Source organism: Isoptericola sp. Y581, assembly GCF_059445475.1.
Genome location: NZ_JCAIUK010000002.1, coordinates 556993 through 580221, shown reverse-complemented (window position 1 = coordinate 580221; position 23229 = coordinate 556993). Strand labels below are relative to the sequence as shown.

Annotated in this window: 22 protein-coding genes; 10 read left to right on the top strand and 12 right to left on the bottom strand. The window is 73.2% G+C overall.

The features are described from left to right. Positions 1–148 precede the first annotated feature (148 nt). Positions 149–2464, top strand: a complete 2316-nt coding sequence (locus tag AC1C2W_RS05760) for a HelD family protein (RefSeq protein WP_495412605.1) — start codon at positions 149–151, stop codon at positions 2462–2464. A gap of 42 nt (positions 2465–2506) precedes the next feature. Next, positions 2507–3745, top strand: a complete 1239-nt coding sequence (gene serA, locus AC1C2W_RS05755) for a phosphoglycerate dehydrogenase (protein ID WP_495390350.1) — start codon at positions 2507–2509, stop codon at positions 3743–3745. An 85-nt stretch (positions 3746–3830) separates the two neighbouring features. Here the strand turns inward: serA and AC1C2W_RS05750 are convergent, their stop codons facing one another. The 3 genes from AC1C2W_RS05750 to AC1C2W_RS05740 all read right to left on the bottom strand — a co-directional run bounded on the left by AC1C2W_RS05750 (position 3831) and on the right by AC1C2W_RS05740 (position 5191). Then, on the bottom strand, positions 3831–4016 hold the full coding sequence (locus tag AC1C2W_RS05750) for a DUF5302 domain-containing protein (protein ID WP_495390349.1): 186 nt from the start codon (positions 4014–4016) through the stop codon (positions 3831–3833). A 139-nt stretch (positions 4017–4155) separates the two neighbouring features. Further along, positions 4156–4686, bottom strand: coding sequence for a transcriptional regulator NrdR (gene nrdR / locus AC1C2W_RS05745; RefSeq protein WP_495412604.1), 531 nt, complete (start codon positions 4684–4686; stop codon positions 4156–4158). A gap of 166 nt (positions 4687–4852) precedes the next feature. Next, the gene (locus tag AC1C2W_RS05740) at positions 4853–5191 is read right to left on the bottom strand and encodes a LysM peptidoglycan-binding domain-containing protein (RefSeq protein WP_495412603.1); all 339 of its coding nucleotides are present in this window, start codon (positions 5189–5191) and stop codon (positions 4853–4855) included. Between the two features lie 247 nt (positions 5192–5438). On the opposite strand from AC1C2W_RS05740, the gene lexA reads away from it, so the two are divergent. Continuing rightward, the gene (lexA, locus tag AC1C2W_RS05735) at positions 5439–6245 is read left to right on the top strand and encodes a transcriptional repressor LexA (RefSeq protein ID WP_495412602.1); all 807 of its coding nucleotides are present in this window, start codon (positions 5439–5441) and stop codon (positions 6243–6245) included. 69 nt (positions 6246–6314) lie between these two features. Here the strand turns inward: lexA and AC1C2W_RS05730 are convergent, their stop codons facing one another. The 3 genes from AC1C2W_RS05730 to hflX all read right to left on the bottom strand — a co-directional run bounded on the left by AC1C2W_RS05730 (position 6315) and on the right by hflX (position 11039). Further along, the gene (locus tag AC1C2W_RS05730; RefSeq protein WP_495390345.1) at positions 6315–7274 is read right to left on the bottom strand and encodes an L-lactate dehydrogenase; all 960 of its coding nucleotides are present in this window, start codon (positions 7272–7274) and stop codon (positions 6315–6317) included. A 9-nt stretch (positions 7275–7283) separates the two neighbouring features. Continuing rightward, positions 7284–9350 carry an ATP-dependent DNA helicase gene (locus AC1C2W_RS05725; protein ID WP_495390344.1) on the bottom strand — a complete coding sequence of 689 codons (2067 nt, stop codon included), beginning with the start codon at positions 9348–9350 and terminating at the stop codon, positions 7284–7286. A 108-nt stretch (positions 9351–9458) separates the two neighbouring features. Continuing rightward, positions 9459–11039 carry a GTPase HflX gene (gene hflX / locus AC1C2W_RS05720; protein ID WP_495390343.1) on the bottom strand — a complete coding sequence of 527 codons (1581 nt, stop codon included), beginning with the start codon at positions 11037–11039 and terminating at the stop codon, positions 9459–9461. Between the two features lie 116 nt (positions 11040–11155). Between hflX and AC1C2W_RS05715 the strand changes: the two genes are divergently transcribed. Then, entirely contained in the window at positions 11156–11758 is a 603-nt protein-coding gene (locus AC1C2W_RS05715) for a class I SAM-dependent methyltransferase (protein ID WP_495390342.1), read from the top strand. Between the two features lie 23 nt (positions 11759–11781). On the opposite strand, the gene dapF is transcribed toward AC1C2W_RS05715, so the two are convergent. From dapF to AC1C2W_RS05700, 3 genes are read right to left on the bottom strand one after another with little or no spacing between them, the layout of a single operon-like run. Next, the gene (gene dapF / locus AC1C2W_RS05710; RefSeq protein ID WP_495412601.1) at positions 11782–12708 is read right to left on the bottom strand and encodes a diaminopimelate epimerase; all 927 of its coding nucleotides are present in this window, start codon (positions 12706–12708) and stop codon (positions 11782–11784) included. Beyond that, on the bottom strand, positions 12705–13721 hold the full coding sequence (miaA, locus tag AC1C2W_RS05705) for a tRNA (adenosine(37)-N6)-dimethylallyltransferase MiaA (protein WP_495412600.1): 1017 nt from the start codon (positions 13719–13721) through the stop codon (positions 12705–12707). The genes dapF and miaA overlap by 4 nt, the downstream gene beginning before the upstream one ends. Further along, positions 13718–14515, bottom strand: a complete 798-nt coding sequence (locus AC1C2W_RS05700; protein ID WP_495412599.1) for a hypothetical protein — start codon at positions 14513–14515, stop codon at positions 13718–13720. The genes miaA and AC1C2W_RS05700 overlap by 4 nt, the downstream gene beginning before the upstream one ends. A gap of 87 nt (positions 14516–14602) precedes the next feature. Between AC1C2W_RS05700 and AC1C2W_RS05695 the strand changes: the two genes are divergently transcribed. Both AC1C2W_RS05695 and AC1C2W_RS05690 read left to right on the top strand, forming a co-directional pair. Continuing rightward, a complete protein-coding gene (locus AC1C2W_RS05695) occupies positions 14603–15181 on the top strand; it encodes a YbjN domain-containing protein (protein ID WP_495390338.1) in 579 nt (192 codons plus the stop codon). Then, positions 15178–15789 carry a type III secretion system chaperone family protein gene (locus AC1C2W_RS05690; protein WP_495390337.1) on the top strand — a complete coding sequence of 204 codons (612 nt, stop codon included), beginning with the start codon at positions 15178–15180 and terminating at the stop codon, positions 15787–15789. Before AC1C2W_RS05695 ends, AC1C2W_RS05690 begins: the two co-directional genes overlap by 4 nt. Before the next feature lie 57 nt (positions 15790–15846). Here the strand turns inward: AC1C2W_RS05690 and miaB are convergent, their stop codons facing one another. Further along, positions 15847–17487, bottom strand: coding sequence for a tRNA (N6-isopentenyl adenosine(37)-C2)-methylthiotransferase MiaB (miaB, locus tag AC1C2W_RS05685; protein WP_495412598.1), 1641 nt, complete (start codon positions 17485–17487; stop codon positions 15847–15849). 181 nt (positions 17488–17668) lie between these two features. Between miaB and AC1C2W_RS05680 the strand changes: the two genes are divergently transcribed. The 4 genes from AC1C2W_RS05680 (at position 17669) to AC1C2W_RS05665 (ending at position 21172) form a co-directional block, all read left to right on the top strand. Continuing rightward, on the top strand, positions 17669–18463 hold the full coding sequence (locus AC1C2W_RS05680; protein ID WP_495390335.1) for an amino acid ABC transporter ATP-binding protein: 795 nt from the start codon (positions 17669–17671) through the stop codon (positions 18461–18463). 137 nt (positions 18464–18600) lie between these two features. Beyond that, positions 18601–19455 carry a glutamate ABC transporter substrate-binding protein gene (locus tag AC1C2W_RS05675; protein WP_495390334.1) on the top strand — a complete coding sequence of 285 codons (855 nt, stop codon included), beginning with the start codon at positions 18601–18603 and terminating at the stop codon, positions 19453–19455. 107 nt (positions 19456–19562) lie between these two features. Continuing rightward, positions 19563–20252: an amino acid ABC transporter permease gene (locus tag AC1C2W_RS05670; RefSeq protein WP_495390333.1), complete on the top strand. Its 690-nt coding sequence runs from the start codon at positions 19563–19565 to the stop codon at positions 20250–20252. Continuing rightward, positions 20249–21172 carry an amino acid ABC transporter permease gene (locus AC1C2W_RS05665; RefSeq protein WP_495390332.1) on the top strand — a complete coding sequence of 308 codons (924 nt, stop codon included), beginning with the start codon at positions 20249–20251 and terminating at the stop codon, positions 21170–21172. Before AC1C2W_RS05670 ends, AC1C2W_RS05665 begins: the two co-directional genes overlap by 4 nt. A gap of 94 nt (positions 21173–21266) precedes the next feature. On the opposite strand, the gene AC1C2W_RS05660 is transcribed toward AC1C2W_RS05665, so the two are convergent. Together AC1C2W_RS05660 and recA are read right to left on the bottom strand one after the other, a co-directional pair. Continuing rightward, positions 21267–21974, bottom strand: coding sequence for a regulatory protein RecX (locus AC1C2W_RS05660; protein WP_495390331.1), 708 nt, complete (start codon positions 21972–21974; stop codon positions 21267–21269). 25 nt (positions 21975–21999) lie between these two features. Further along, on the bottom strand, positions 22000–23112 hold the full coding sequence (gene recA, locus AC1C2W_RS05655; protein WP_495390330.1) for a recombinase RecA: 1113 nt from the start codon (positions 23110–23112) through the stop codon (positions 22000–22002). Positions 23113–23229 lie beyond the last annotated feature (117 nt).

Here is a 23229-nt window from a genome sequence, read left to right as displayed (position 1 = left end):
TGCCCCCCGCCCGGCGCGTCGCCTCTCGGCGCGTGGACGTCGTGCCCGATGCCCGGCCAGATCTGCAATGATGGTCCGCCGCACGAGGCCGCGCCGTTGCACGTGCGTGGCGCGATTGATGCGGCGTGATTGATGCTGGGGAGGTTGCGTGGCGGGCAGGCACGACGAGCTGGCACGTGAGCAAGGGGTCGTCGATCACCTCTACGCGAGACTTGACGAGCTGCGACGCGCGACGCGCGAACGGCTCGCGGACGTACGGAGGTCGGGACCCTCGGGCTCACCGCAGAACCGCAGCGAACGGGACGCCTTCGCCACCCTGTACGAGGACCGCGTGGCACAGCTCGACGCGGTCGAGGACCGGCTCGCCTTCGGGCGGCTCGACCTCGACGACGGCGTCACCCGGTATGTCGGGCGGATCGGGCTCGCGGACGACGAGCACGTCTCGCTGCTCACCGACTGGCGCGCGCCCGCCGCTACCGCCTTCTACCGCGCCACGGCCCTGCACCCGTCCGGCGTCCGCCGGCGCCGGCACCTCGTGACCACCCGCCGCACCGTGACGGGGCTCGAGGACGAGGTGCTCGACCTGGACGCGCTGGCGACCGGCGACGGTGGGGCGACGGGCGCCGACGGTGCCCTCGCGGCGTCGACGCTCTCGGGCGAGGGTGCCCTGCTCGCGTCGCTCGCCGCGCGCCGCACCGGCCGGATGACCGACATCGTCGCGACTATCCAGGCGGAGCAGGACCGCATCATCCGGGCCGACCTCGCCGGGGCGCTGGTGGTCCAGGGCGGGCCTGGCACCGGCAAGACGGCAGTCGCACTGCACCGCGCTGCCTACCTCCTGTACGCCCACCGACGCGTGCTCGAGCGCAGCGGCGTCCTGCTCGTCGGTCCCAGCCGGGCCTTCCTGCGCTACATCGACCAGGTGCTCCCCTCCCTCGGCGAGACGGGCGTCGTGGCGACGACGGTGGGCGAGCTGCTGCCCGGGGTGCGGGCGACCGCCTTCGACCCGGCGGCCGCCGCGCGCATCAAGGGACGCCTCGTCTGGCGCGACATCGTCCGCCGGGCCGTGCGGGCCCGCGAGCGGATCCCCGCCCAGGACGTGCGGTTCCAGCTGGAGGGGTACGACCTCGCCGTGCGGCCGCGCGACGTGCGCGAGGCCATCGCCCGCGCCCGGCGTACCCACAAGCCGCACAACGAGGCCCGGTCCGCGTTCGTGCGGGAGATGCTGTCCCGCCTCGTCGACCAGTACCGCACGGTGTCCGACAACGACCTCGCGCCGGAGGACGTCACGATGGTCACCGAGGACCTGCGCTCGCACCGGGACGTGCGCGTCGCCCTCAACCTCGCGTGGTTCCCCATCACGCCCGAGAAGCTCGTCGCCGACCTCTTCGCGAAGCCGCACCGCCTCGCGGAGGCAGCTCCTGAGCTCTCGGCGGCCGATCGCGCTGCGCTGCGCCGGTCGCCCGACGCGCCGTGGACCGAGTCCGACGTCCCCCTGCTGGACGAGGCGGCCGAGCTGCTGGGCGAGGACGACTCCATCGCGCGTGCCGAGGCCCACACCCGCACGTCCGAGCGGGCCGCGGAGCTCGAGTACGCCCGGTCGGTACTCGAGTCCACCGGCGCGGGCGGCGGGCTCGTGGACGCCGAGACCCTGGCATCCCGCTTCGAGTCCACCGGCCCGCAGCTGACCACAGCCGAGCGCGCGGCCGGGGACCGCAGCTGGACCTACGGGCACGTGGTCGTGGACGAGGCCCAGGAGCTGTCACCGATGGCGTGGCGGATGCTGGTCCGACGCGTGCCCACGCGGTCGATGACCATCGTCGGCGACGTCGCGCAGACATCGTCCCCTGCGGGGGCACGGTCGTGGGCGGGCGCGCTCGACCCCGTGCTGGGCGGCTCGTGGCGCCTCGAGGAGCTCACGATCAGCTACCGCACCCCGGCCGAGGTGGCCGACGCCGCGCAGCGCATGGCGACCGCGGCCGACCTCCCGGTCTCCCCCCTCACGGCGGCCCGGCAGGTGGACCGCGCACTGGAGCTGCTGCGCGTCGACGACCCCGACCCCTCCGCGCCGGCCCTCGTCCAGGAGGTCGTCGACCAGGTCGTCGCGCTGGCGGGCGAGTTCGTGGAGTCCGACGGCGCGGGCCGGGTGGCGGTGATCGCCCCCGGCGACCGCGTCCCGGCGCTCCGCGAGGCCGTGCGGTCCGCCGTCGCGCAGCGGCTGGGCGCCGAGGGCGCGCGCCTCCTCGCCCAGCGTCCCGACGACGCCCAGGTGAGCGTCCTCGACCCGCGCGCGGCCAAGGGCCTGGAGTTCGACGCCGTCGTCCTGGTCGAGCCTGCCGCCGTCGCGGACGGCCCCGGCCGCTCTTCCGACCTGTACGTCGCCATGACCCGGCCGACCCAGCGGCTCGTGATCGTGCACGGGCAGCCGCTGCCCGCCGGAATCGTGGAGCCGGCCGTGGCGTGAGACGGGTTTGTGGGCGCCGACGGGACAGCGCACCATGGGGGCGTGCTGCGCGCCCTGTTGCTCGAGAACGTCCATCCTGTCGCCGCCCAGAATCTCCGTGACGCGGGGATCGAGGTCGTCACGCGCTCCGGTGCGCTCGACGAGGCCGAGCTGATCGAGTCCCTCGCGGACTTCCAGATCCTCGGCATCCGGTCCAAGACCACCGTCACCCGGAAGGTCCTGGCGAGCGTGCCCGGGCTGCTCGCCGTGGGGACGTTCTCCATCGGCACCAACCAGATCGATCTCGACGCCGCCGCGGCCCACGGCGTCGCCGTGTTCAACGCGCCGTACTCGAACACCCGGTCGGTGGTGGAGCTCGCCGTCTCCGAGATCATCGCCCTGACCCGGCGACTCACGGTGCGCGACAAGGCGCTGCACGACGGCGTGTGGGACAAGACCGCCGACGGCGCGCACGAGGTGCGCGGCCGCACGCTGGGCATCATCGGGTACGGCAACATCGGCTCACAGCTCTCCGTCCTGGCGGAGAACCTCGGGCTGCGCGTCGTCTTCTACGACACGGCCGAGAAGCTGGCGCTCGGCAACGCGCGCCGCGTCGAGACGATCGAGGAGCTCCTCGCGGTCGCCGACGCCGTGACCATCCACGTCGACGGCCGTCCCGGCAACGCCGGGCTCTTCGGCGCGGACCTCTTCGCGGGGATGAAGCCTGGGGCCATCTTCCTCAACCTGTCCCGCGGCTTCGTCGTCGACGTGGAGGCGCTCCGCGAGCACATCCTGTCGGGCCACCTCGGCGGCGCCGCCGTCGACGTCTTCCCGACCGAACCCAAAAAGCGCGGCGACGAGTTCACCTCGCCCCTGCGGGGGCTGCCGAACGTCATCCTGACGCCGCACGTCGGCGGCTCGACGGAGGAGGCCCAGGAGGCCATCGGCGAGTTCGTGTCCAAGAAGGTCCGCGACTTCGTGCAGACCGGATCCACCACGCTGTCCGTGAACCTGCCGGGCCTGCAGCTCGCGCACACCGGTGTCGGCCGCATCATGCTGCTGCACCGCAACGTCCCGGGCGTCCTCGCGGCCGTCAACCAGGTCTTCGCCGACCACGGCGCCAACATCGAGGCACAGATGCTCGCGACGCGCGGGGAGATCGGGTACGTCGTGACCGACATCTCGGACGTGACGCAACGGGGCGCCTCGGCCAAGCTCCAGGAGATGCCCTCGACGATCCGGCTGCGCATCCGCGACGCTTTCGAGCGTCCCGAGTTCCCGCCCGGGCCGGCCGCCGGCTGACCTCGACGACGCCTCGACGACGCCGATGCGCGAAGGGCGCCCCCGGAGTTCCGGGGGCGCCCTTCGCGCGCGTGGTCGAGATCGCTCAGCCGGACTTGCGGCGGAACATCTTCTGGACCGGACCGGCGGTCTCGGAGCCGTGGACCTGTCCCGTGTTCGCGTCCTTGCCCGTGGTCGGGTGGCTGGCTGCGTTCTTCTTCTCCAGCGCCTCCCGGAAGCGCGCCTTCGTATCCTCGCTGGGCTTCTCCGCCCGTGAATTGTCCGTCGTCATCACGATCACCTCGTCGTCCGTCGGGGTGGGCGTGCTGGCACGGCCATCCGCGCAAGCACCTGATCCGGTCCAGCATGCGCTACCGCCATCCGGGACGCCAGGGCATTTCGGGCGTCGGACGCGCGGGCGCCGGACGCCGTCATTCCGTGCCGTCCCCGGCCGCCGCCCGCGCACCGACCGCATCCCGGCTGTCCCCGGCCTCGTCCCCGTCGTCGTCACGGGTCTCGCGCTCGGCGCGCAGCGACGTGATGGCGCTCTCGAAGTCCTCGAGCGACTCGAACGACTGGTAGACGCTGGCGAAGCGCAGGTAGGCGACCTCGTCGAGCTCGCGCAGCGGCCCGAGGATCGCGAGCCCCACCTCGTTGGCCTCGATCTCCGGGCGCCCAGAAGCGCGCAGGGTCTCCTCCACCTTCTGCGCCAGCACGGCCAGGTCGTCGGCGCTCACCGGACGCCCCTGGCAGGCCTTGCGCACCCCGGACACCACCTTGTCCCGGCTGAAGGGCTCGGTGACGCCGGAGCGCTTCGCGACCGACAGGCTCGCGGTCTCGATGGTGGTGAAGCGGCGCTGGCACGCGGGGCACTGCCGGCGACGACGGATGGACGCACCGTCGTCGGAGGTGCGCGAGTCGATGACTCGCGAGTCCGCGTGGCGGCAGAACGGGCAGTGCATCGCTGGTCTCCTGCGCTCGGCTCCGGACCGGCGCCCGGCTGCCCGACAAGGTAAGCGCCCGGTGACGCTCGGCGCAAGCAGGCCCGTCATGGACCGGGCGCCCTGCTGCACCGTGGTGCGCGCCCGTGATGCGCGCCACGCTCGGTCCAGGAAGTGCGCGCGACGCTCAGTCCAGCGGGAGGATCACCATCTGGCCGGTCAGCAGCTCCGCCGACGCCAGCCCGTTCAGCTCGCGCAGCTCCGCGACCACGTCCCGCACGTCCTCCCCCGCCCCGCGCACCGCGCTCGCGTACTGCCACAGCGTCTCGCCCGGGGCGACCGTGTGCAGCCGGACCTCCACGCCGGACCCCGGCGACTCCGCCACCGCGCGCTGACCGGCGAGCCCCGCACCCACCAGGACGAGCACGACGAGCAACATGATCACGACGCGGCCGCGCCGCGTGAGCCGCAGGCCACCGAGCCCCAGAAAGCCGGTCACGTCCTTGGTCGCGCTCGAGGTGGTCATCATCCCGTCCTCCGGTCCACGTCGCGGTTGCCGGCTTCGCCGGCTTCGTCGAACACACGTTCTTCGAACACCTGTACGTCGAACTGCTGTACTAGGTGTACCACGTCCGACCGACACGGTCGAGACCCGATCGAACAGATGTTTGATGTCGGGGGGCATCTGGCCTAGAGTGACGACCAGCGCGATGGAAGGTTTGTCGGATTTCATCGGCCCGGCGGCGGGCCGCCCCTGGAGGACGGAGAACGCGATGACCAGCGGACGGGACCAGGCCCCGGCGACCACGGCGGAGTCGTGGACGGCGACCGCCGACACGGCGACGGACGCCCCCGGCGCCACGCTCGCCTCGGTGAGCGAGCTCACGCCATCCGCCGACCGGCTCACTCCGCGCCAGCGGCGTGTCCTCGAGACCATCCGGAGCTCCGTGGCGGCGCGCGGCTACCCCCCGACCATGCGCGAGATCGGCGAGGCCGTGGGCCTGGCGAGCCCGTCCTCGGTCAAGCACCAGCTCACCACCTTGGAGCGCAAGGGGTACCTGCGGCGCGACCCGAACCGGCCGCGCGCCATCGAGGTCGTCGACCCCGATGCCGGGACCGCGCGCGAGGCGCCGGGCACCGTCGGTGCCCGCACCCCGGGCTTCGTCGCCGGCTCCGTGGCCGGCTCTGACGCCCAGGCGGCCACGCCGCCCTCGTATGTACCGTTGGTGGGCCGGATCGCCGCGGGCGGTCCGATCCTCGCCGAGCAGGTCGTCGAGGACGTCTTCCCGCTCCCGCGGCAGATCGTGGGCGACGGCGACCTGTTCCTGCTGAAGGTCGCGGGCGACTCGATGGTGGACGCGGCGATCTGCGACGGGGACTGGGTCGTGGTGCGTAGCCAGCCCGTCGCGGAGAACGGCGAGGTCGTCGCCGCGATGATCGACGGCGAGGCCACGGTCAAGACGTTCAGGCAGGCGGACGGCCACACCTGGCTGATGCCGCAGAACCCGGCGTACTCCCCCATCGCCGGCGACGAGGCACAGGTGCTCGGCCGGGTCGTGGCGGTACTCCGCAGCCTCTGAGCCGCGACGGCGTCACGGCCGCGGCGGCCCGGTCGTCACAGGCCCAGTGTCGTCACAGGCCCAGTGTCGTCACAGGCCCAGTCGCTGCTGGACCGCACGCATGCTCTCGGCCGACGCTCGCAGACCCGCGACCTCGTCGTCCGAGAGCGGCGTGTCGATGGTTTCTGCCACGCCGCGCCGGTCGACGAGCGACGGGATCGAGAGGCACACGTCCTCGATCCCGTAGAAGCCGTCGAGGCGTGACGACACGGTCATCACGCGGTGCTCGTCGTTGAGGATCGCCTCGATGATGCGGGTGGCGGCCAGGCCCACGGCGTAGTTGGTCGCCCCCTTGCCCGCGATGACCCGGTAGGCGGACTCGACGACGTCGGTCGCGATCCGGCGCCGCGCCGGCTCGTCGAGCGGCGGCCGGCCGCGGAACGGGCGCCAGTCCAGCAGGGGCACGCCGGCGATCGTGGCCGAGCTCCACAGCACGATCTCCGAGTCACCGTGCTCCCCGGCGATGTTGGCGTGCACGTTTCCGACGGCGACCCCGCAGTGCCGCGAGAGTGTGTCGCGCAGCCGGGACGAGTCGAGCACGGTGCCGCTGCCGAAGACGCGCTCCTGCGGGAGCCCGCTGATCTGCTGGGCCGCATAGGTGACGACGTCCACCGGGTTCGTGACCATGAGGTAGACCGCGTCGGGCGCCACCTCAAGGAGCCGCGGCAGGATCGTGCGGGTCAGGTTGACGGTCGCCTCGGCGAGGTCCAGGCGGGTCTGCCCCGGCTTCTGCTTGGCGCCCGCCGTGACCGCCACGACGTCCGCACCCCGGCACACCTCGATGTCGTCCGAGCCCTCGATCTCGGCCTGCGGGATGAACATGCCGCCGTGCCGCAGGTCCAGGACCTCCGCCTCGACCTTCGCGCGGTTCACGTCCATAAGCGCGACGGACCTGGCGGCGCCCCGGCCGAGCGCCGCGTACGCGAGGGTCGAACCCACCGCGCCGGCGCCGACGATCGCGAGCTTGGTCGTGCTCCGTGTGCCGTTCACTGCTCCAGGCTAGGTGTCGAGCCGACGCAGCGCAGCGCGGACGAGCTCGCCGTCGGTGGTCGGCCAGAAGTCGGGCATCGACCGGGTGAGGAAGGTGCCGTAGCGGGCCGTCGCGAGCCGGGGGTCGAGGACGGCGACGACGCCCCGGTCCTCGCTGCCCCGCACCAGGCGGCCGGAGCCCTGGGCGAGCAGCAGCGCCGCGTGCGTGGCCGAGACCTGCATGAAGCCGTTGCCGCCCGACTCCTCCACGGCCCGCGCCCGTGCGGCCTTGACCGGGTCGTCCGGGCGCGGGAACGGGATACGGTCGACGAGCACGAGCTGGCACGACGGGCCCGGCACGTCCACGCCCTGCCACAGCGAGAGGGTGCCGAAGAGGCACGTCGCCGGGTCGTCGGCGAAGGCCTGGACCAGGGTGGGCAGCTGGTCGTCGCCCTGGCAGAGCACGGGCACGTCGAGCCGCTCGCGCATGGCCTCGGCCGCCGCGAGCGCCGCGCGTCGCGACGAGAACAGGCCGAGCGTGCGGCCCCCGGCCGCCTCGATCAAGCCGGCGATCTCGTCGAGCTGGGCGTCCGTGGTCGGCTCGCGACCGGGGGCGGGCAGGTGTCGGGCCACGTAGAGGATGCCCTGGCGCGGGTAGTCGAAGGGGCTGCCCACGTCGAGCCCGGTCCAGTCCGGGGTCTCGTCGGTGCCGCCCGACCCGGCCAGCCCCAGCGACCGGGCGACGGGGTCGAACGTGCCGCCCAGCGTCAGCGTCGCGGAGGTGAACACCCCTGTCGCCTCGGCGAGCAGGTGCGTGCGGATCAGGCCGGCGACCGCCAGCGGGGCCGCGTGCAGCCGGGTGACGCCGTCACCGGCCCAGGGCGCGTTCTCGGGCGGTCGCGAGCACCACAGCACGTCCGACGTCGTGTCCTCGGCGGCCATCCGCTCCGCGATCTCGAAGAGCTGCAGCACCGCCGACTGCGCCATCTTCATGCCCGCGTCGGGCGCTCCCTGTTCCCGGCCCTTGGGCTCGCCCTGCGGCTTGAGCCGGGTGAGCAGCTCGCGCGCCGCGTCGCGCACCGAGGCGACAGCCGCGCGCAGCTCGTCGGGGAGCCCGAGGGGGAAGCGCTCGGCCGGCGCCGTGGCGAGCAGCGAGCCCAGCCGCTGCGACGCGGCGTCCAGGGCCTCCGTCTCGGTACCCCCGTGCCGCCGCGCGAGGCGGGCCGCGTGCTCGACGACCGTCAGCGACAGGTCCATCGTCGCGGCGGCGGTCACGCGCTCGGCGAGCTCGTGCGCCTCGTCCACGACGACCGTGTCGTGCTCTGGCAGGACTCCGGGGTTCCCGGAGACGGCGATCCCGAGCATCGCGTGGTTGGTCACGACCACGTCCGCGTCCCGCGCGGCGGCCCGCGCGCGCTCGGGGAAGCACTCGGCCAGCAGCGGGCACCGGTTGCCGAGGCACTCGAGGGCCGTGACGGAGACCTGGCGCCAGGCACGGTCGGGGACGCCCGGGACGAGGTCGTCGCGGTCACCGGTCGTCGTCTCGTCGGCCCACGCGTGCACGCGGCGCACTTGGTCGGCGAGGGTGGTCGCGTCGTCGCGCGCCCCGCGGCGGCCGCGCGATGCCGCCGGCGCGGGGTGCTGCTCGGCGCCGGCGCCCTCCCCCGGTCCGGGGTCGGCCGGCAGGTCGAAGAGTGTGGCGCCCTCCACCGGATAGCCGCCGGTGACCTTGTGGCGGCACAGGTAGTTGTGCCAGCCCTTGAGCAGGGCAACCTTCGGGGCGCGGGGCAGTCGGGGGCCCACGGTCTCGGCGACCAGCGGGAGGTCCCGGGTCACGACCTGGCGCTGCAGCGCGAGCGTCGCGGTGGAGATCACCACGCGCCGCTTGTCCACCACCGCGTGCCGGACCGCGGGCACGAGGTACGCGAGCGACTTGCCGGTGCCGGTGCCCGCCTGGACCAGGAGGTGGCGGCCCTCGTCGACGGATTCGGCGACCGCCTCGGCCATCTGGTGCTGCCCCTCCCGGCGTCCGCCGCCGAGCGCTCCCACGGCCAGGTCGAGGAGCGTCTGAGCGTCGGGGGCGTCGGGAGAGTTCACCCGTCGATCCTAGGGCCGGTCACCGACCGTCCGGGGCCGCGCCCACAGCGCAAGCGAGCCCGAGCACCGCCGCCGGGAACGACAGTCGGGAAGAGCCGCGCGCCGACGTCAGCCGGCGACGGCGACGTGCCGCAGCTCGGCCGCAAGGCCCTCGTCCACGCGCCCGCGCAGCCGTGTGCCCTGGGCGAGGTGCTCCTCCTCGACGGAGCCCCCGGTCTCGTGCGCCCGGTGCACCAGGTCGCCGCGCGAGTACGGGACGACGAGGTCGACCTCGACCTGCGGCTGGGGCAGCTCGGCGGCGATCAGCGCGCGCAGCTCGGCGAGACCCTCGCCGCTGTGCGCGGAGACGACGACGCTGCGACGCTCGCGCCGCTGCAGCCTGCCCACGACGGCCGGGTCGGCGACGTCGGCCTTGTTCAGCACGATCACCTCGGGCACGTCGGCGATACCCGGGATCTCGGCGAGAACCTCGCGCACCGCGGTGATCTGCCCCTCCGGGTCGGGGTGCGACGCGTCGACCACGTGCAGCAGCAGCCCGGCGTCGCCTACCTCCTCGAGCGTGGAGCGGAACGCCTCGACGAGCTGGTGCGGCAGGTGCCGGACGAACCCGACGGTGTCGGTGAGCGTGTAGGGGCGGCCGTCCTCGGTGCGGGCGCGCCGCACCGTCGGGTCGAGGGTCGCGAACAGCGCGTTCTCGACGAGCACGCCCGCGTCGGTCAGGGCGTTGAGCAGGGACGACTTGCCGGCGTTGGTGTAGCCGGCGATCGCCACGTTGGGCACGGCGTGCCGCTTGCGCTCCAGCCGCTTGGTCTCGCGGGCGGGGGCCATCGCCGCGATCTCCCGGCGCAGCTTCGCCATCCGGTTGCGGATGCGCCGCCGGTCCAGTTCGATCTTGGTCTCGCCGGGTCCGCGCGAGCCCATGCCGGCGCCCTGGCCGCCCACCTGACCACCGGCCTGGCGGGACATCGAGTCGCCCCAGCCGCGCAGGCGCGGCAGCAGGTACTCGAGCTGTGCGAGCTCCACCTGCGCCTTGCCCTCCCGGGACTTGGCGTGCTGGGCGAAGATGTCGAGGATCAGCGCCGTGCGGTCGACGACCTTGACCTTGACGATGTCCTCCAGCGCGCGCCGCTGCGAGGGCGCGAGCTCGGTGTCGGCCACCACGGTGTCGGCGCCGACGGACGCGACGACTTCGGCCAGCTCCGCGGCCTTGCCGGACCCGAGGTAGGTGCCCGGGTCCGGCTTCTGCCGGCGTTGGAGCATTCCGTCGAGCACCTGGGAGCCCGCCGTCTCGGCGAGCGCGGCGAGCTCGCGGAGCGACACCTCGGCCTCGAGCGCCGCGGCCTCGCCGCCCGAGAACAGGCCCACGAGGACGACGCGCTCCAACCGCAGCTGGCGGTACTCGACCTCGGTGACGTCCTCGAGCTCCGTGGAGAGCCCGGCGACCCGGCGCAGCGAGATCCGCTCCTGGAGGTCGAGCTGGTCCCCGTCGTGGGAGGTGTGCACCGTGGCGCCCTCGGACCGCGCCGTCCCAGCCCGAGCGAGCACCCGTGCCACGACGTCCTGCGCGATCGCCTGAGCGTCGCGCTCCGCCTCGCGGCGCGCGTCCGGCGACGTCTCCGAGCCCGCAGGCCCGGGCGTCGCCGGGTCCTCGGTCGGCGGGGTGTCGGGGTTGGCCGGGGTGTGGGTCAAGGTGTGCCTCTCGGGTCGATGTCGGCGGGCGTGGCCGCCATGGGTCTACAACAAGGGTCCCACGCGAGATCGTCCCGGCGGAGGGCTTTTTTGTGGGGGCGACCTAGGATCGCCGGGTGAGCGAGCAGCCCGACCACTACTTCACCGCCCAGCCGGCCTCGGACGCCGAGCGGCGGCACACCACCCTCCGGCTCGCCGGCCGGGAGGTGGACGTCGACGTCGCGGCGGGGGTGTTCTCACCCGGCGGGGTCGACAAGGGCACCCAGGTGCTGCTGCGCGAGGTGCCCGACCCGCCGGCCACGGGAGACCTGCTGGACCTCGGCTGCGGCTGGGGGCCGATCGCGCTGACGATGGCCCTGACCTCGCCGGACGCCACCGTGTGGGCCGTCGACGTGAACGAGCGGGCGCTGGACCTGCTGCGCGGGACGGCGGTGCGGCTCGGGCTCGACAACCTTCGCGCTGTCCTCCCCGACGAGGTCCCCGCGGACGTCAGGTTCGCGACGGTCTGGTCGAACCCGCCGATCCGCGTGGGCAAGGCGGTGCTGCACGATCTCCTGCGCACCTGGCTCCCCCGCCTGGCGCCCGACGCCGCGGCGTGGCTCGTCGTGCAGAAGAACCTCGGTGCGGACTCGCTGGCCCGGTGGATCGAGACCGAGCTGGGCCTGACCGTGGAGCGGGCCGCGTCGTCCAAGGGCTTCCGCGTCCTGCGCGTCGACTGACGACGGCGTGGACGGCGTGGTGCTCAGACCTCGATCTCGCCGCTGAAGACGAGCTCGGCGGGCCCGGCGAGCTCGACGTGCCCGTCGTCGAGCAACCGCACGCGGAGCAGGCCGCCGGGCACCTCGACCTCCCAGGTGTCGGGCACCGGCCCCGCGGCGCCCGACACGGCCCAGGTGCGCACCGCGAGCGCCGCCGCGCAGGCACCGGTGCCGCACGACCACGTCTCGCCGACCCCGCGCTCGTGCACGCGCATCCGCAGGCGGCCCACCGCTCGGCCCTCGGCGTCCATCGCCTCGGCGAGCGGCACGACGAGCTCCACGTTGGTGCCCTCGGGCGGCAGCGGGTCGACCTCGGGCGCGCGCGTCAGGTCGGCGTCGGCGAGCTCTTCCGTCCGCGCGAGGGCGACCACCGTGTGGGGGTTGCCCACGTCGACGCTCAGGGCCGGCCGCGGGGTGGTCCAGCCGTGCACGAGCACGAGGGCGTCCCCGCCCTGCGCCGCGGACTGCTCGCCTCCCGGCAGGAACCAGGGCCCCATGTCGACGGCGTACCAGCCGCTCGCCTCCTTGCGGACCCGCCGCACCCCCGCGCGCGTGCCGAGCGCGAGCTCCTGCCCGTCGTCGAGGTCGGCCAGGCCGAGGTGCTCGGCGAAGGCCGTGAAGACGCGCACGCCGTTGCCGCACATCTGCGCGGGGGAACCGTCCGCGTTGCGGTAGTCCATGAACCAGATGGCCGCGGGTTCCTCGGCCAGGACCTTGTCGGCGATCTTCTCGCCCGCACGGGCGATCGCCGCCGTGGGGGTGAGGCGGATGACGCCGTCGCCCCCGATGCCGGTGCGGCGATCGGTGAGGTGGCGCACCTGGTCGGCGGTGAGGTCGAGGTCCCCCCGGGTGTCGGCGAGCAGCACGAAGTCGTTCTGCGTGCCGTGGCCCTTGGTGAAGCGCAGCGTCATGAGCCCAGACTACGGCGCACGGCCTGCGCGGAGGGCTCGGGCAGGGCGCCGGCGTCGGCGGCGTGGACCACGGCGAGCGCGTCGTCGAGCAGGCTCGGCGAGCCCGCGTCGAGCCATCGCACGCGCGGGTCGCGGCCGAACCATCCCATCTGCTTGCGCGCCAGGCGCCGGGTGTTCGCGACGATCGCGTCGCGCACCTCGTCGAGGCCGAGCTCTCCGCGCCAGCACGCGAGGAGCTCGGCGTAGCCGACGGCGCGGGCCGCCGTGGTCCCCAGGCCCGGCCCCGTTCCCCCTTGCTCCGGGGAGGCGAGCGCGCGGACCTCCGCCACCAGCCCCCCGTCCCACATCCGCTCCACCCGGTGCGCCACCCGCGCGTCGAGTACCTCGCGGCCGCAGTCCAGCCCGATCTGGACGGCGGGCCGCACGTGCTCCTGGCGCGGCAGGTTCGCCGTGTACGGCCGCCCGGTGATCTCGATGACCTCCAGGGCACGCACGATGCGGCGCGTGTTCTGCGGCCCGATCGACGCGGCGGCCCCCGGGTCGCGGCGGGCGAGCTCGTCGTGCAGCGCTCGGCGCCCCTCGGCCTCGGCGCGCTCCTCCAGCCGGGCGCGCACCTCGGGGTCCGTGCCCGGAAAGTCCATGTGGTCCAGCAGCGCGCGCACGTACAGCCCGGAGCCGCCGACCACGACCGCGCGGGCGCCCCGGTCCGCGATGGCGTCGAGGTCGCGCCGGGCGTCCGTCTGGTAGCGGGCCACGGACGCGTCCTGGAGCGGGTCGAGCACGTCGAGCTGGTGGTGGACGATCCCGCGCCGCTCGGCGACCGGGACCTTCGCCGTCCCGACGTCCATGCCGCGATAGAGCTGGAAGGCGTCGGCGTTGACCACCTCGGCAGGCGCCAGCGCCTCGGCGAGGTCGAGCGCGAGGTCCGACTTGCCGGTGGCCGTCGGACCCACGACGGCCACGACCACGGGGGCCGGTCCAGGGGATCCAGGGGGTACGGGCGCCGCTCTCACCCGCCGACACTAGCCCGCCGACCGGCGCGGAGGGGGCCCCCCGCGCGACCGAGCGTCCGTCCGGCCGACCCGGCGTCGGCGTCGCGGCAGACGGTGACGGCGTAGGCCTCCGGCAGATGCCCGCCCCGGGCGGCGACCGACGTCGTCCGCCACGACCACCCCGCCGGCCCGGCGACGGCATCGAGCGCCGCCGCCACCTCGGGGGCCAGGTCGGGAGCTTGGTCGCGGGCTCGGCCGGCGGCACCGCCCGTCGTGGCGGGCGCCGGGCCGCCCACCACGACGATCCCCCGCGCCCCCCGCAGGGTTGCGAGCGTGGCCGGTTCGTCGTCTCCCGGGCCGGGCGCGCGGCCGTCGGGGCCGACCGGCTCGGCGACCTCGACCTCGACCTCGACCTCGACCTCGACCTCGACCTCGACCTCGACCTCGACCGTGAGGATGCCGGACGTCTCGGCGTCGCGTCCCCGCTCCGCGAGGGCCCGGCGGAGCACGAGCAGGGCGACCGACGCGGGGACGTGGGCGGCCGGCAAGCCCGCGACGGGCCAGGCGGCGACGTACGGGACCCACCGGTCGGACACCCCCGCGCCCCCGAGCGACGGGCGCAGGCGCCCGACCCGGCCGCCGGCGCCACGCGGCACCGGCGCCAGGACCACGAGCGAGCCGGTCGGCACGTCCACGAGCAGCTCGTCGAGGGCGCGGGACACCGCTCGCCGGGCCTCCTCCAGCGGGTCCGCGGCCCCCGCGGCGCCGGGCACGAGCAGGGACGTTCCGGGCACGACCACGGCGCGAACGGGCATCGGGCCAACCTACCCGCGCGGTCTCGCCGCCGTCCGCGGTGCGGGCGGCCGGACGTCCTCCGGGCCGACGGCGTGTAGCGTGGGCGGGTGAGGTTCTTCGGTTCACGCCGGGCAAACAAGGTCCGGCCGACCGCCGTCGGCCGGGACGACGAGCCCGCCCCCGATCTGCGAGACGACGAGCTCCACGACCGGATCGAGGGCCTGCTGGCCAGCGAGGTCGATGGCGCGGGGGACGCGCTGTCGCCGCTCTCGCGCGACCGGGTCACCGACTGGCTGGAGCGGTCCGGATTCTCCTACTTCGTCGACTCCGACGGCGACGTGGGTGGGCTGTGGCACGGCTGGCTGTTCTACTTCCTCGTCCTCGGCGAGCGCGAAGAGGTCCTGCAGGTCCGCGGCCAGTGGCACCGCGACCTGACGATCGACCGCCTCGAGGAGATCCTCGAGCTCTGCAACGAGTGGAACGCCGAGCGGATCTGGCCCAAGACATATGTGCGGGTTCGCGACGACGGGTCGGTAGTGGTGTGCGCGGAGGTCACGGTCGATGTCGGGAGCGAGGTCGGCGAGTCACAGCTCGACCAGCTGCTGCAGTGCGGCCTCAGCACGGGGTCGATGTTCTTCGAGCACCTCGACACCACCTTCCGCGACCCGCTGCGGGCTGCGTCGTGACCGGCGACCAGCGCCGCAACGACGCAGCCCGGGGTGCGGCCCGCCGCGCCTACCACGGGGCCCGTCGCGCCGCCGCCGCGGTCGGGCGCGCCGTGCAGGGGGCGGGGACACGGGTCGCCGAGCGCGGCGCCGGGCGCACGCCGGGGGCGGCGCGCTCGACGAGGACCGCGACCCGCCCGCAGCCGCTGACGAGCGCACGGGTCGCGGACGACCTCACCCGCCGCGGCTACCGGTTCCGCACCGACGACGACGGCGACGTGACGGGCACCTGGGACGGCAACCGCTTCTGGTTCCTCCTGCTCGGCGACCACGAGGAGATCCTGCAGGTGCGCGGACGCTGGGCGGGCACCGTGCCGGCCCCCGCACGCCTGCCCGTGCTGCAGGCCGTCAACGACTGGAACCGCGAGCGCGTGTGGCCCAAGGTGTACACGCGCCCCGAGGGAGACGGCCTGGCGCTCTACGCAGAGGTCTCAGTCGACTTCGAGCGCGGCGCGACGGACGAGCAGCTCGCCGCCACCGTGTCCTGCGGCCTCGTCACGTCGTCGCAGTTCTTCAGCACCGTCGGCGCGATGGCGCCGGGGCCCGAGCCGGACGACGACCTCGACTGACCCCACGCAGCTGACCGACCCGACCGGCCCGACTGGCTCGATCGACCAGGGCCGGCGTCAGCGACGCAGCGACGGCATCCCGAGCGTCACCGGACCGGCGGCCGGCGCGCCACCGTGGGCGTGCTCGTCCTCGCCGCCGCCGAGCCGCGCCCGCTCCCGCTGGGTCCAGGCGTCGCCCGACCGGGTGCGACGCACCGCGTAGGCGCCGCCTTCCAGCGCCGAGTCGGCGATGAGGTGGTGCGGCGCGGCGCGGGTGACGTCCACCGACACGACGTCGCCGGGCCGGGGCAGACGCGGGTCGAGCGCCGCCGTGTCGGCGAGCCGCGGGTCGTCGAGGGACGCGGGTGCGCCCGCGAGGCCCGCCTCGCCGGCGGAGAGGTCGGCCGGCAGGCCGACGTGCACGAGCCGGTTGTCGGGGCCGCGCCCGGACAGCCGGTGGGTGGCGCCGTCCTTCCGGCCCGCCCCCTCGGACACCAGGACGTCGGTGCGACGGCCCACCTGATCCACGGCCTCCTCGCCGGCGATGCGCTCCTGGAGCGCCATGAGGCGCTCGAAGCGCTCCTGCACGACCTCCTTGGGCAGCTGGTCCGCCATCGTCGCGGCGGGCGTGCCCGGCCGTGGCGAGTACTGGAACATGAACGCCGAGCTGAAGCGGGAGGCCTCCACGACACGCAGCGTCTCGCGGAAGTCCTCCTCGGTCTCCCCCGGGAAGCCGACGATGATGTCGGTGGTGATCGCGGCGTCCGGCATCGCGGCGCGGACGCGGTCCAGGATGCCCAGGAACTTTGCGGACCGGTAGGAGCGGCGCATCGCCCGCAGCACACGGTCTGAGCCGGACTGCAGCGGCATGTGCAGGCTCGGCATGACATTCGGCGTCTCAGCCATGGCGGCGATGACGTCGTCCGTGAAGGCCGCGGGGTGCGGGGACGTGAAGCGCACCCGCTCCAGGCCCTCGATCGTGCCGCAGGCGCGCAGCAGCTTCGCGAACGCGCCCCGGTCGCCGAACTCGACCCCGTAGCTGTTGACGTTCTGGCCCAGCAGGGTGACCTCCACGGCGCCCGCGACGACGAGCGCCTCGACCTCCGCGAGGACCTCCCCCGGCCGCCGGTCGCGCTCCTTGCCGCGCAGGTGCGGCACGATGCAGAAGGTGCACGTGTTGTTGCAGCCCACCGAGATCGACACCCACCCGGCGTAGACCGACTCGCGCCGCGTCGGCAGCGTCGACGGGAACACCTGCAGCGACTCCGCGATCTCGACCTGCGCCTGCTCGTTGTGCCGGGCACGCTCGAGCAGCACCGGGAGCGCGTCGAGGTTGTGCGTGCCGAAGACGACGTCCACCCACGGCGCCTTGCTGACGATCTCGCCGCGGTCCTTCTGCGCGAGGCAGCCCCCGACGGCGATCTGCATGCCGGGGCGCGCGGACTTGAGACTCGCGAGCTGCCCCAGGTTGCCGTACAGCCGCGTCGCCGCGTTCTCGCGCACGGCGCACGTGTTGATGACGACGACGTCGGCGCGGCTCGCGGCCTCGTCCTCGGCGGTGGCCCGGGCGTAGCCCGCCTGCTCGAGCATGCCGGCCATGTGCTCGGAGTCGTGGACGTTCATCTGGCAGCCCAGCGTGCGCACGAGGTAGGTGCGGCGGCCGGGCGCCTCGTCCGTGGTGCGGACCGGCGCGGCGGGGCTCTGCGTGGTACTGGACATCACATCTAGGGTACGGTGCCGGACGGCCGGGCCCCGACGTGGCGACCCCCTGTCTCCGGAGCCCGTCGACGTCGCGGCCAGCCCGGGCACGCGGGAACTGCGGGTGCACTGTTACTGAACCGTTGCGGAACCGGACTACCCGGTGCTGGTCGCGGAAACACCGAGTGGATAGGTTCGAGGGATGGATCACGGCGAAGCGACCACGACGACCGAGACGGCGGGGACGTCGACGACCCTCGGCCCCCCGCTCGTCGAGCTCAAGGACGTCAACAAGCACTTCGGCGACCTGCACGTGCTGCGGGACATCGACCTCACCGTCCGCAAGGGTGAGGTCCTCGTCGTCATCGGCCCGTCCGGCTCGGGCAAGTCCACGCTCTGCCGGGCGATCAACCGCCTCGAGACCATCGACTCCGGCGAGATCCGCATCGACGGCCAGCCGCTCCCCGAGGAGGGCCGGGCCCTGGCCAAGCTGCGGGCCGACGTCGGCATGGTGTTCCAGGCGTTCAACCTCTTCGCCCACAAGACGATCCTCGAGAACGTCACGCTCGGGCCGATCAAGGTGCGCCGGGAGCCCACGAGCGCCGCGAAGGAGCGCGCCCTCACCCTGCTCGACCGGGTCGGGGTGAAGAACCAGGCCGGCAAGATGCCCGCCCAGCTCTCGGGCGGGCAGCAGCAGCGCGTCGCCATCGCCCGCGCCCTGGCCATGGAGCCCAAGGTGATGCTCTTCGACGAGCCGACCTCTGCGCTCGACCCGGAGATGATCAACGAGGTGCTCGACGTCATGGTCGCCCTCGCGAAGGAGGGCATGACGATGATCGTCGTGACCCACGAGATGGGCTTCGCCCGCAAGGCCGCGAACCGCGTCGTCTTCATGGCGGACGGCCAGATCGTCGAGGAGGCCACCCCCGAGGAGTTCTTCACCGCGCCGAAGAGCGACCGGGCGAAGGACTTCCTGTCCAAGATCCTCAGCCACTGACCTCAGCCACGACCTCAGCCGACCGTCCACCGACCTTCCCCACCGACAAGGCGGGAACCCCCGCCGGCCGTGCTCCCCGGACTCCGACACCGCAGTCCCCGGGCCGCGCGGGCGACCACTCACGAAGGGCAAGAACGATGCGCACACGACACACAGGTGCTGCCACGCTCGCCGCACTGACCGCGCTCACGCTCGCCGCATGCGGAGGCGGAGACGTCGGTGGTGGCGACGGCGAGGAGACCGGCGGCTCCGACGGCGGCGACTCCATCAAGATCGGCATCAAGTACGACCAGCCCGGCCTCGGCTACCAGGACGGCAGCGAGTACACGGGCTTCGACGTCGACGTCGCGACCTACGTCGCCGACAAGCTCGGCTACTCGGCCGACCAGATCGAGTGGGTCGAGGCCCCGTCGGCCAACCGCGAGACCATGCTGCAGACCGGCCAGGTCGACATGATCCTCGCGACCTACTCGATCACCGACGAGCGCAAGGAGCAGGTCGCGTTCGCCGGCCCGTACTTCGTCGCCGGCCAGGACCTCCTCGTCGCGGAGGACAACACCGACATCACCGGGCCTGAGGCGCTCGAGGGCAAGAACCTCTGCTCGGTGACCGGCTCGACGTCGGCACAGCGGATCAAGGACGAATACGCCGAGGGCGTGCAGCTCGTGGAGCGCCCCAGCTACGTCGAGTGCGTCACCGCGCTCACCGCGGGCCAGGTGGACGCCGTCACGACCGACGACATCATCCTCGCCGGCCTGGCCGCGCAGCCCGCCAACCAGGGCAAGGTGAAGGTGGTCGGCGCCCCGTTCTCCGAGGAGAACTACGGCGTGGGCCTCCCGCAGGACGCCGACACCTGCGAGGACATCAACGCCGCCATCCAGTCGATGATCGACGACGGCGCCTGGGAAGAGGCCGTCACCACGAACACCGACGGCACCGGCTACACGCCCAACGCCGACCTGAACCCGCCGACGCCCGAACCCTGCGCCTGACGCCGACACACCTGAGCGATTCACCAGGGGGAGCGGCGTCCCGCGCCGCTCCCTCCGTTCGTCCACCGCGGCATCCGTCGCACCACACTCCGGGAGGCTGACACACCGTGGGTGACTTCCTGTCCCAGTTCGGGACGCTCTTCGGCGAGTACCCCATCGTGGGAGCGTTCTGGGTCAACATCCAGCTGACGTTCTGGGCCGCGATCTTCTCACTGATCCTCGGCACGGTCCTCGCGCTCATGCGGATCTCCCCCATCGGGAGCCTGCGGTGGGCCGGCACGGCCTACGTGAACATCCTGCGGAACACGCCGCTGACCGTCATCATGACGTTTCTCTTCCTCGCGGTCTGGACGCAGCTGCAGGTCAGCCTTGCCGACGACTTCGCGACGAACTTCTTCCGCTTCGGCGTGATCGGCCTGACCGTGTACCACGCGGCATTCGTGTGCGAGGCGATCCGCTCCGGCGTGAACACGGTGCCCCTCGGCCAGGCGGAGGCCGCCCGTGCGATCGGGCTGTCGTTCCTCCCCGCGGCCCGGATCGTCATCCTGCCGCAGGCGTTCCGCGGCGCTATCGCACCGCTGGGCAACACCCTCATCGCGCTGCTGAAGAACTCGACGGTCGCCGTGGCGGTGAGCGTCTCCACGGAGACCTCGACCCTCATGCGGGAGATGATCGACAGCAACGCGAACTACATCTACGCGATCTTCATGATCTTCGCGATCGGCTTCGTCGTCCTGGTGATTCCCGTCGGCCTGCTCACCACCTACCTCTCCAACCGACTGGCGGTGCGCCGATGAGCTCCCAGCAGTCCGTCCTCTTCGACGCCCCGGGACCGCGCGCCCGGCGCCGCATCGCTGTCGGCAACATCGTCGGCGCGCTCGTCGTGCTCGGCGTCGCCGCCCTGGTCGTGGCCCAGCTCGCCAGCAAGGGGCAGTTCGCCGCCGACCTGTGGACCCCGATCTTCACCGCGAGCGCGTGGCAGAACTACTTCATCCCCGGCCTGGAGAACACTCTGCGCGCCGCCGGTTTCGCCATCGTCGGCGCGGTGCTCTTCGGCCTGATCCTCGGGTCGGGCAGGCTCGCCCGGTCGACGACGATCCGTTGGGTGAGCGGCATCGTCGTGGAGTTCTTCCGCGCTGTGCCCGTGCTGTTGATGATGATCTTCTTCTGGCTGCTCATCGGCTTCAACACGGACTACGAGGACCCCGCCTTCCTCGCGGTCGTCGTCGCGCTCGTGCTCTACAACGGGTCGGTCATCGCCGAGCTCGTGCGGGCCGGCGTCGGCAACCTGCCCAAGGGGCAGTCCGAGGCAGGCCTCGCGGTCGGGCTCACCGGCGGGCAGACGCTGCGCTCCATCCAGCTCCCCCAGGCCCTCATCGCCATGCTGCCGGCCCTGGTGTCCCAGCTCGTCGTCGTGCTGAAGGACTCCGCGCTCGGCCAGATCATCAGCTACGACGAGCTGCTCCGCGCGGCGCAGATCTTCGGCAACGGCAACAGCAACAACCTGCAGACGCTCACCGTCGCGGCGGTCGTCTTCATCGTCATCAACTGGGCGCTCACCGCGGTCGCCCAGCGACTCTCGCGGTTCCTCAGCGGGCGCACCTCCGGCACCACGGCCACCGGGCCGGGGATCGGGAACCCGACCGTCGTCGCCGGAGGCGGACCCGGCGCACCGGCCGCGCCTGCCGTCCCCGGCGGGGGACCCAGCAGTACCTGACGCGACAGACCTCGCGACAGACCTCCCGACAGACATGCTGCGCCATGACAACGCCCCGGACGCTGCAGCGTCCGGGGCGTTCTGTCGTGGCGGCTCAGTCGTCCGTGCCGGGATAGCCGTCGTCGAGGTCGTCCTCGCCCTCGGCGGCCAGCGCGTCGCGGACCGCGCCGAACGCGACCCCGGGCGGGTAGCCCTTGCGCCCGAGCGAGCCGACGGCGCGACGCAGGCGCACGTCGCGGTCCAGCCCGCGGGTCCGGGCGACGTGCTTGTGCGCCAGGGTCAGCGCTGCGGCCCGCTCGTCGTCGCCGTCCACCTGCCCGAGCGCATCGGCCGCGGTGTCCTCGTCGATCCCGCGCCGGCGCAGCTCCATGGCGATCGCCCGCCGGGACAGCCCGCGCTCGGTGTGCCGCGTGCGCACGAGCATCTCGGCGTACGAGGCGTCGTCCACGAGCCCGACCGCGTCGAACCGCTCGAGTACCGGCCCCACCACGGACGCGGGGTATCCCTTGCGGACGAGGGACTGCTCGAGCTCGGCGCGACTCTTCGGGGCGGCCGTGAGGGTCCGCAGCAGCGCCTCGCGCGCCTTCTCGGCCGCGTCCTCGAGGCTCAGCTCCCCCGCCTCGAGACGCTCGGCCACCGTGCGGCGCGGGGTCCGCGGCCGCCGGTTGCCACCGTCCGGTCCCTCACCACCCGGGCTCTCGCCGTCCGGCCGCGCATCACCCGAGCCGAAGGACCGCGAGCCCTGGCGGCGGCCGCGACGCTTCCCCGCGCCGTGACCGCCCGGGAAGGCCTCTGACGTCACGCGACTCTCCCCGGCACCGTCCCGATCAGAACGGCGCCTTCTTGCCCTTGGCGCCGGCCTTCGCCGGCGGCGCGTCGACCGTCGGGCCGGTCGCCGGTGCCCCGGCCGGGGCGGGAGCGTCCTCGGCGGGAGCGTCCAGCTTCGCCCCGACGCCCAGCTTCTCCTTGATCCGCTTCTCGATCTCGTTCGCCAGGTCCGGGTTGTCGCGCAGGAAGGCCCGAGCGTTCTCCTTGCCCTGCCCCAGCTGGTCGCCCTCGTAGGTGAACCACGACCCGGACTTGCGCACGAACCCGTGCTCCACGCCCATGTCGATGAGCCCGCCCTCGCGGGAGATGCCCACGCCGTAGAGGATGTCGAACTCGGCCTGCTTGAACGGCGGCGCCATCTTGTTCTTGACGACCTTGATCCGGGTGCGGTTACCGACCGCGTCCGTGCCCTCCTTGAGGGTCTCGATCCGCCGGATGTCCAGGCGCACCGAGGCGTAGAACTTGAGCGCCTTGCCACCCGTGGTGGTCTCCGGGGACCCGAAGAAGACACCGATCTTCTCGCGGAGCTGGTTGATGAAGATGGCGGTGGTGCCCGACGAGCTCAGCGCACCCGTGATCTTGCGCAGCGCCTGCGACATCAGCCGGGCCTGCAGGCCGACGTGGCTGTCACCCATCTCGCCCTCGATCTCGGCCTTGGGCACGAGCGCCGCGACGGAGTCGATGACGATGACGTCCAGCGCGCCGGAGCGGATCAGCATGTCCATGATCTCCAGCGCCTGCTCGCCGGTGTCCGGCTGCGACACGAGCAGTGCGTCGGTGTCGACGCCGAGCTTCTTGGCGTACTCCGGGTCCAGCGCGTGCTCGGCGTCGACGAACGCCGCGATGCCGCCGGCCCGCTGGGCGTTGGCCACCGCGTGCAGCGCGACGGTGGTCTTGCCGGAGGATTCCGGCCCGTAGATCTCGACGACGCGGCCCCGCGGGAGGCCGCCGATGCCGAGCGCGACGTCCAGTGCGATGGAGCCGGTGGGGATGACCTCGACGGGCGCGCGGCCTTCGTCGCCGAGGCGCATGATCGAGCCCTTGCCGAAGTTGCGGTCGATCTGGGCGAGCGCGGCCTCGAGTGCCTTCTCGCGATCTGCCGTTGCGGGCATGTCGGTCACCTTTGCGTTCTGGGCGCGGCGACTGCGCGCCGACGTTCGTGGCTGCGTGCTCATGTTGTTGCCGACCGTACGTGCCGCCACCGACAGCTCCGGGAGCAGATCGCCGCG

What these genes read in the sequence shown, in the direction of transcription:
- AC1C2W_RS05665 (WP_495390332.1), top strand. Translation starts at nt 20,249, where the DNA reads ATGAGCTCCCAGCAGTCCGTCCTCTTCGACGCCCCGGGACCGCGCGCC.
- miaB (WP_495412598.1), bottom strand. Translation starts at nt 17,487, where the DNA reads ATGTCCAGTACCACGCAGAGCCCCGCCGCGCCGGTCCGCACCACGGAC.
- AC1C2W_RS05750 (WP_495390349.1), bottom strand. Translation starts at nt 4,016, where the DNA reads ATGACGACGGACAATTCACGGGCGGAGAAGCCCAGCGAGGATACGAAG.
- AC1C2W_RS05740 (WP_495412603.1), bottom strand. Translation starts at nt 5,191, where the DNA reads ATGACCACCTCGAGCGCGACCAAGGACGTGACCGGCTTTCTGGGGCTC.
- AC1C2W_RS05675 (WP_495390334.1), top strand. Translation starts at nt 18,601, where the DNA reads ATGCGCACACGACACACAGGTGCTGCCACGCTCGCCGCACTGACCGCG.
- AC1C2W_RS05700 (WP_495412599.1), bottom strand. Translation starts at nt 14,515, where the DNA reads ATGCCCGTTCGCGCCGTGGTCGTGCCCGGAACGTCCCTGCTCGTGCCC.
- AC1C2W_RS05680 (WP_495390335.1), top strand. Translation starts at nt 17,669, where the DNA reads ATGGATCACGGCGAAGCGACCACGACGACCGAGACGGCGGGGACGTCG.
- lexA (WP_495412602.1), top strand. Translation starts at nt 5,439, where the DNA reads ATGACCAGCGGACGGGACCAGGCCCCGGCGACCACGGCGGAGTCGTGG.
- dapF (WP_495412601.1), bottom strand. Translation starts at nt 12,708, where the DNA reads ATGACGCTGCGCTTCACCAAGGGCCACGGCACGCAGAACGACTTCGTG.
- nrdR (WP_495412604.1), bottom strand. Translation starts at nt 4,686, where the DNA reads ATGCACTGCCCGTTCTGCCGCCACGCGGACTCGCGAGTCATCGACTCG.
- recA (WP_495390330.1), bottom strand. Translation starts at nt 23,112, where the DNA reads ATGCCCGCAACGGCAGATCGCGAGAAGGCACTCGAGGCCGCGCTCGCC.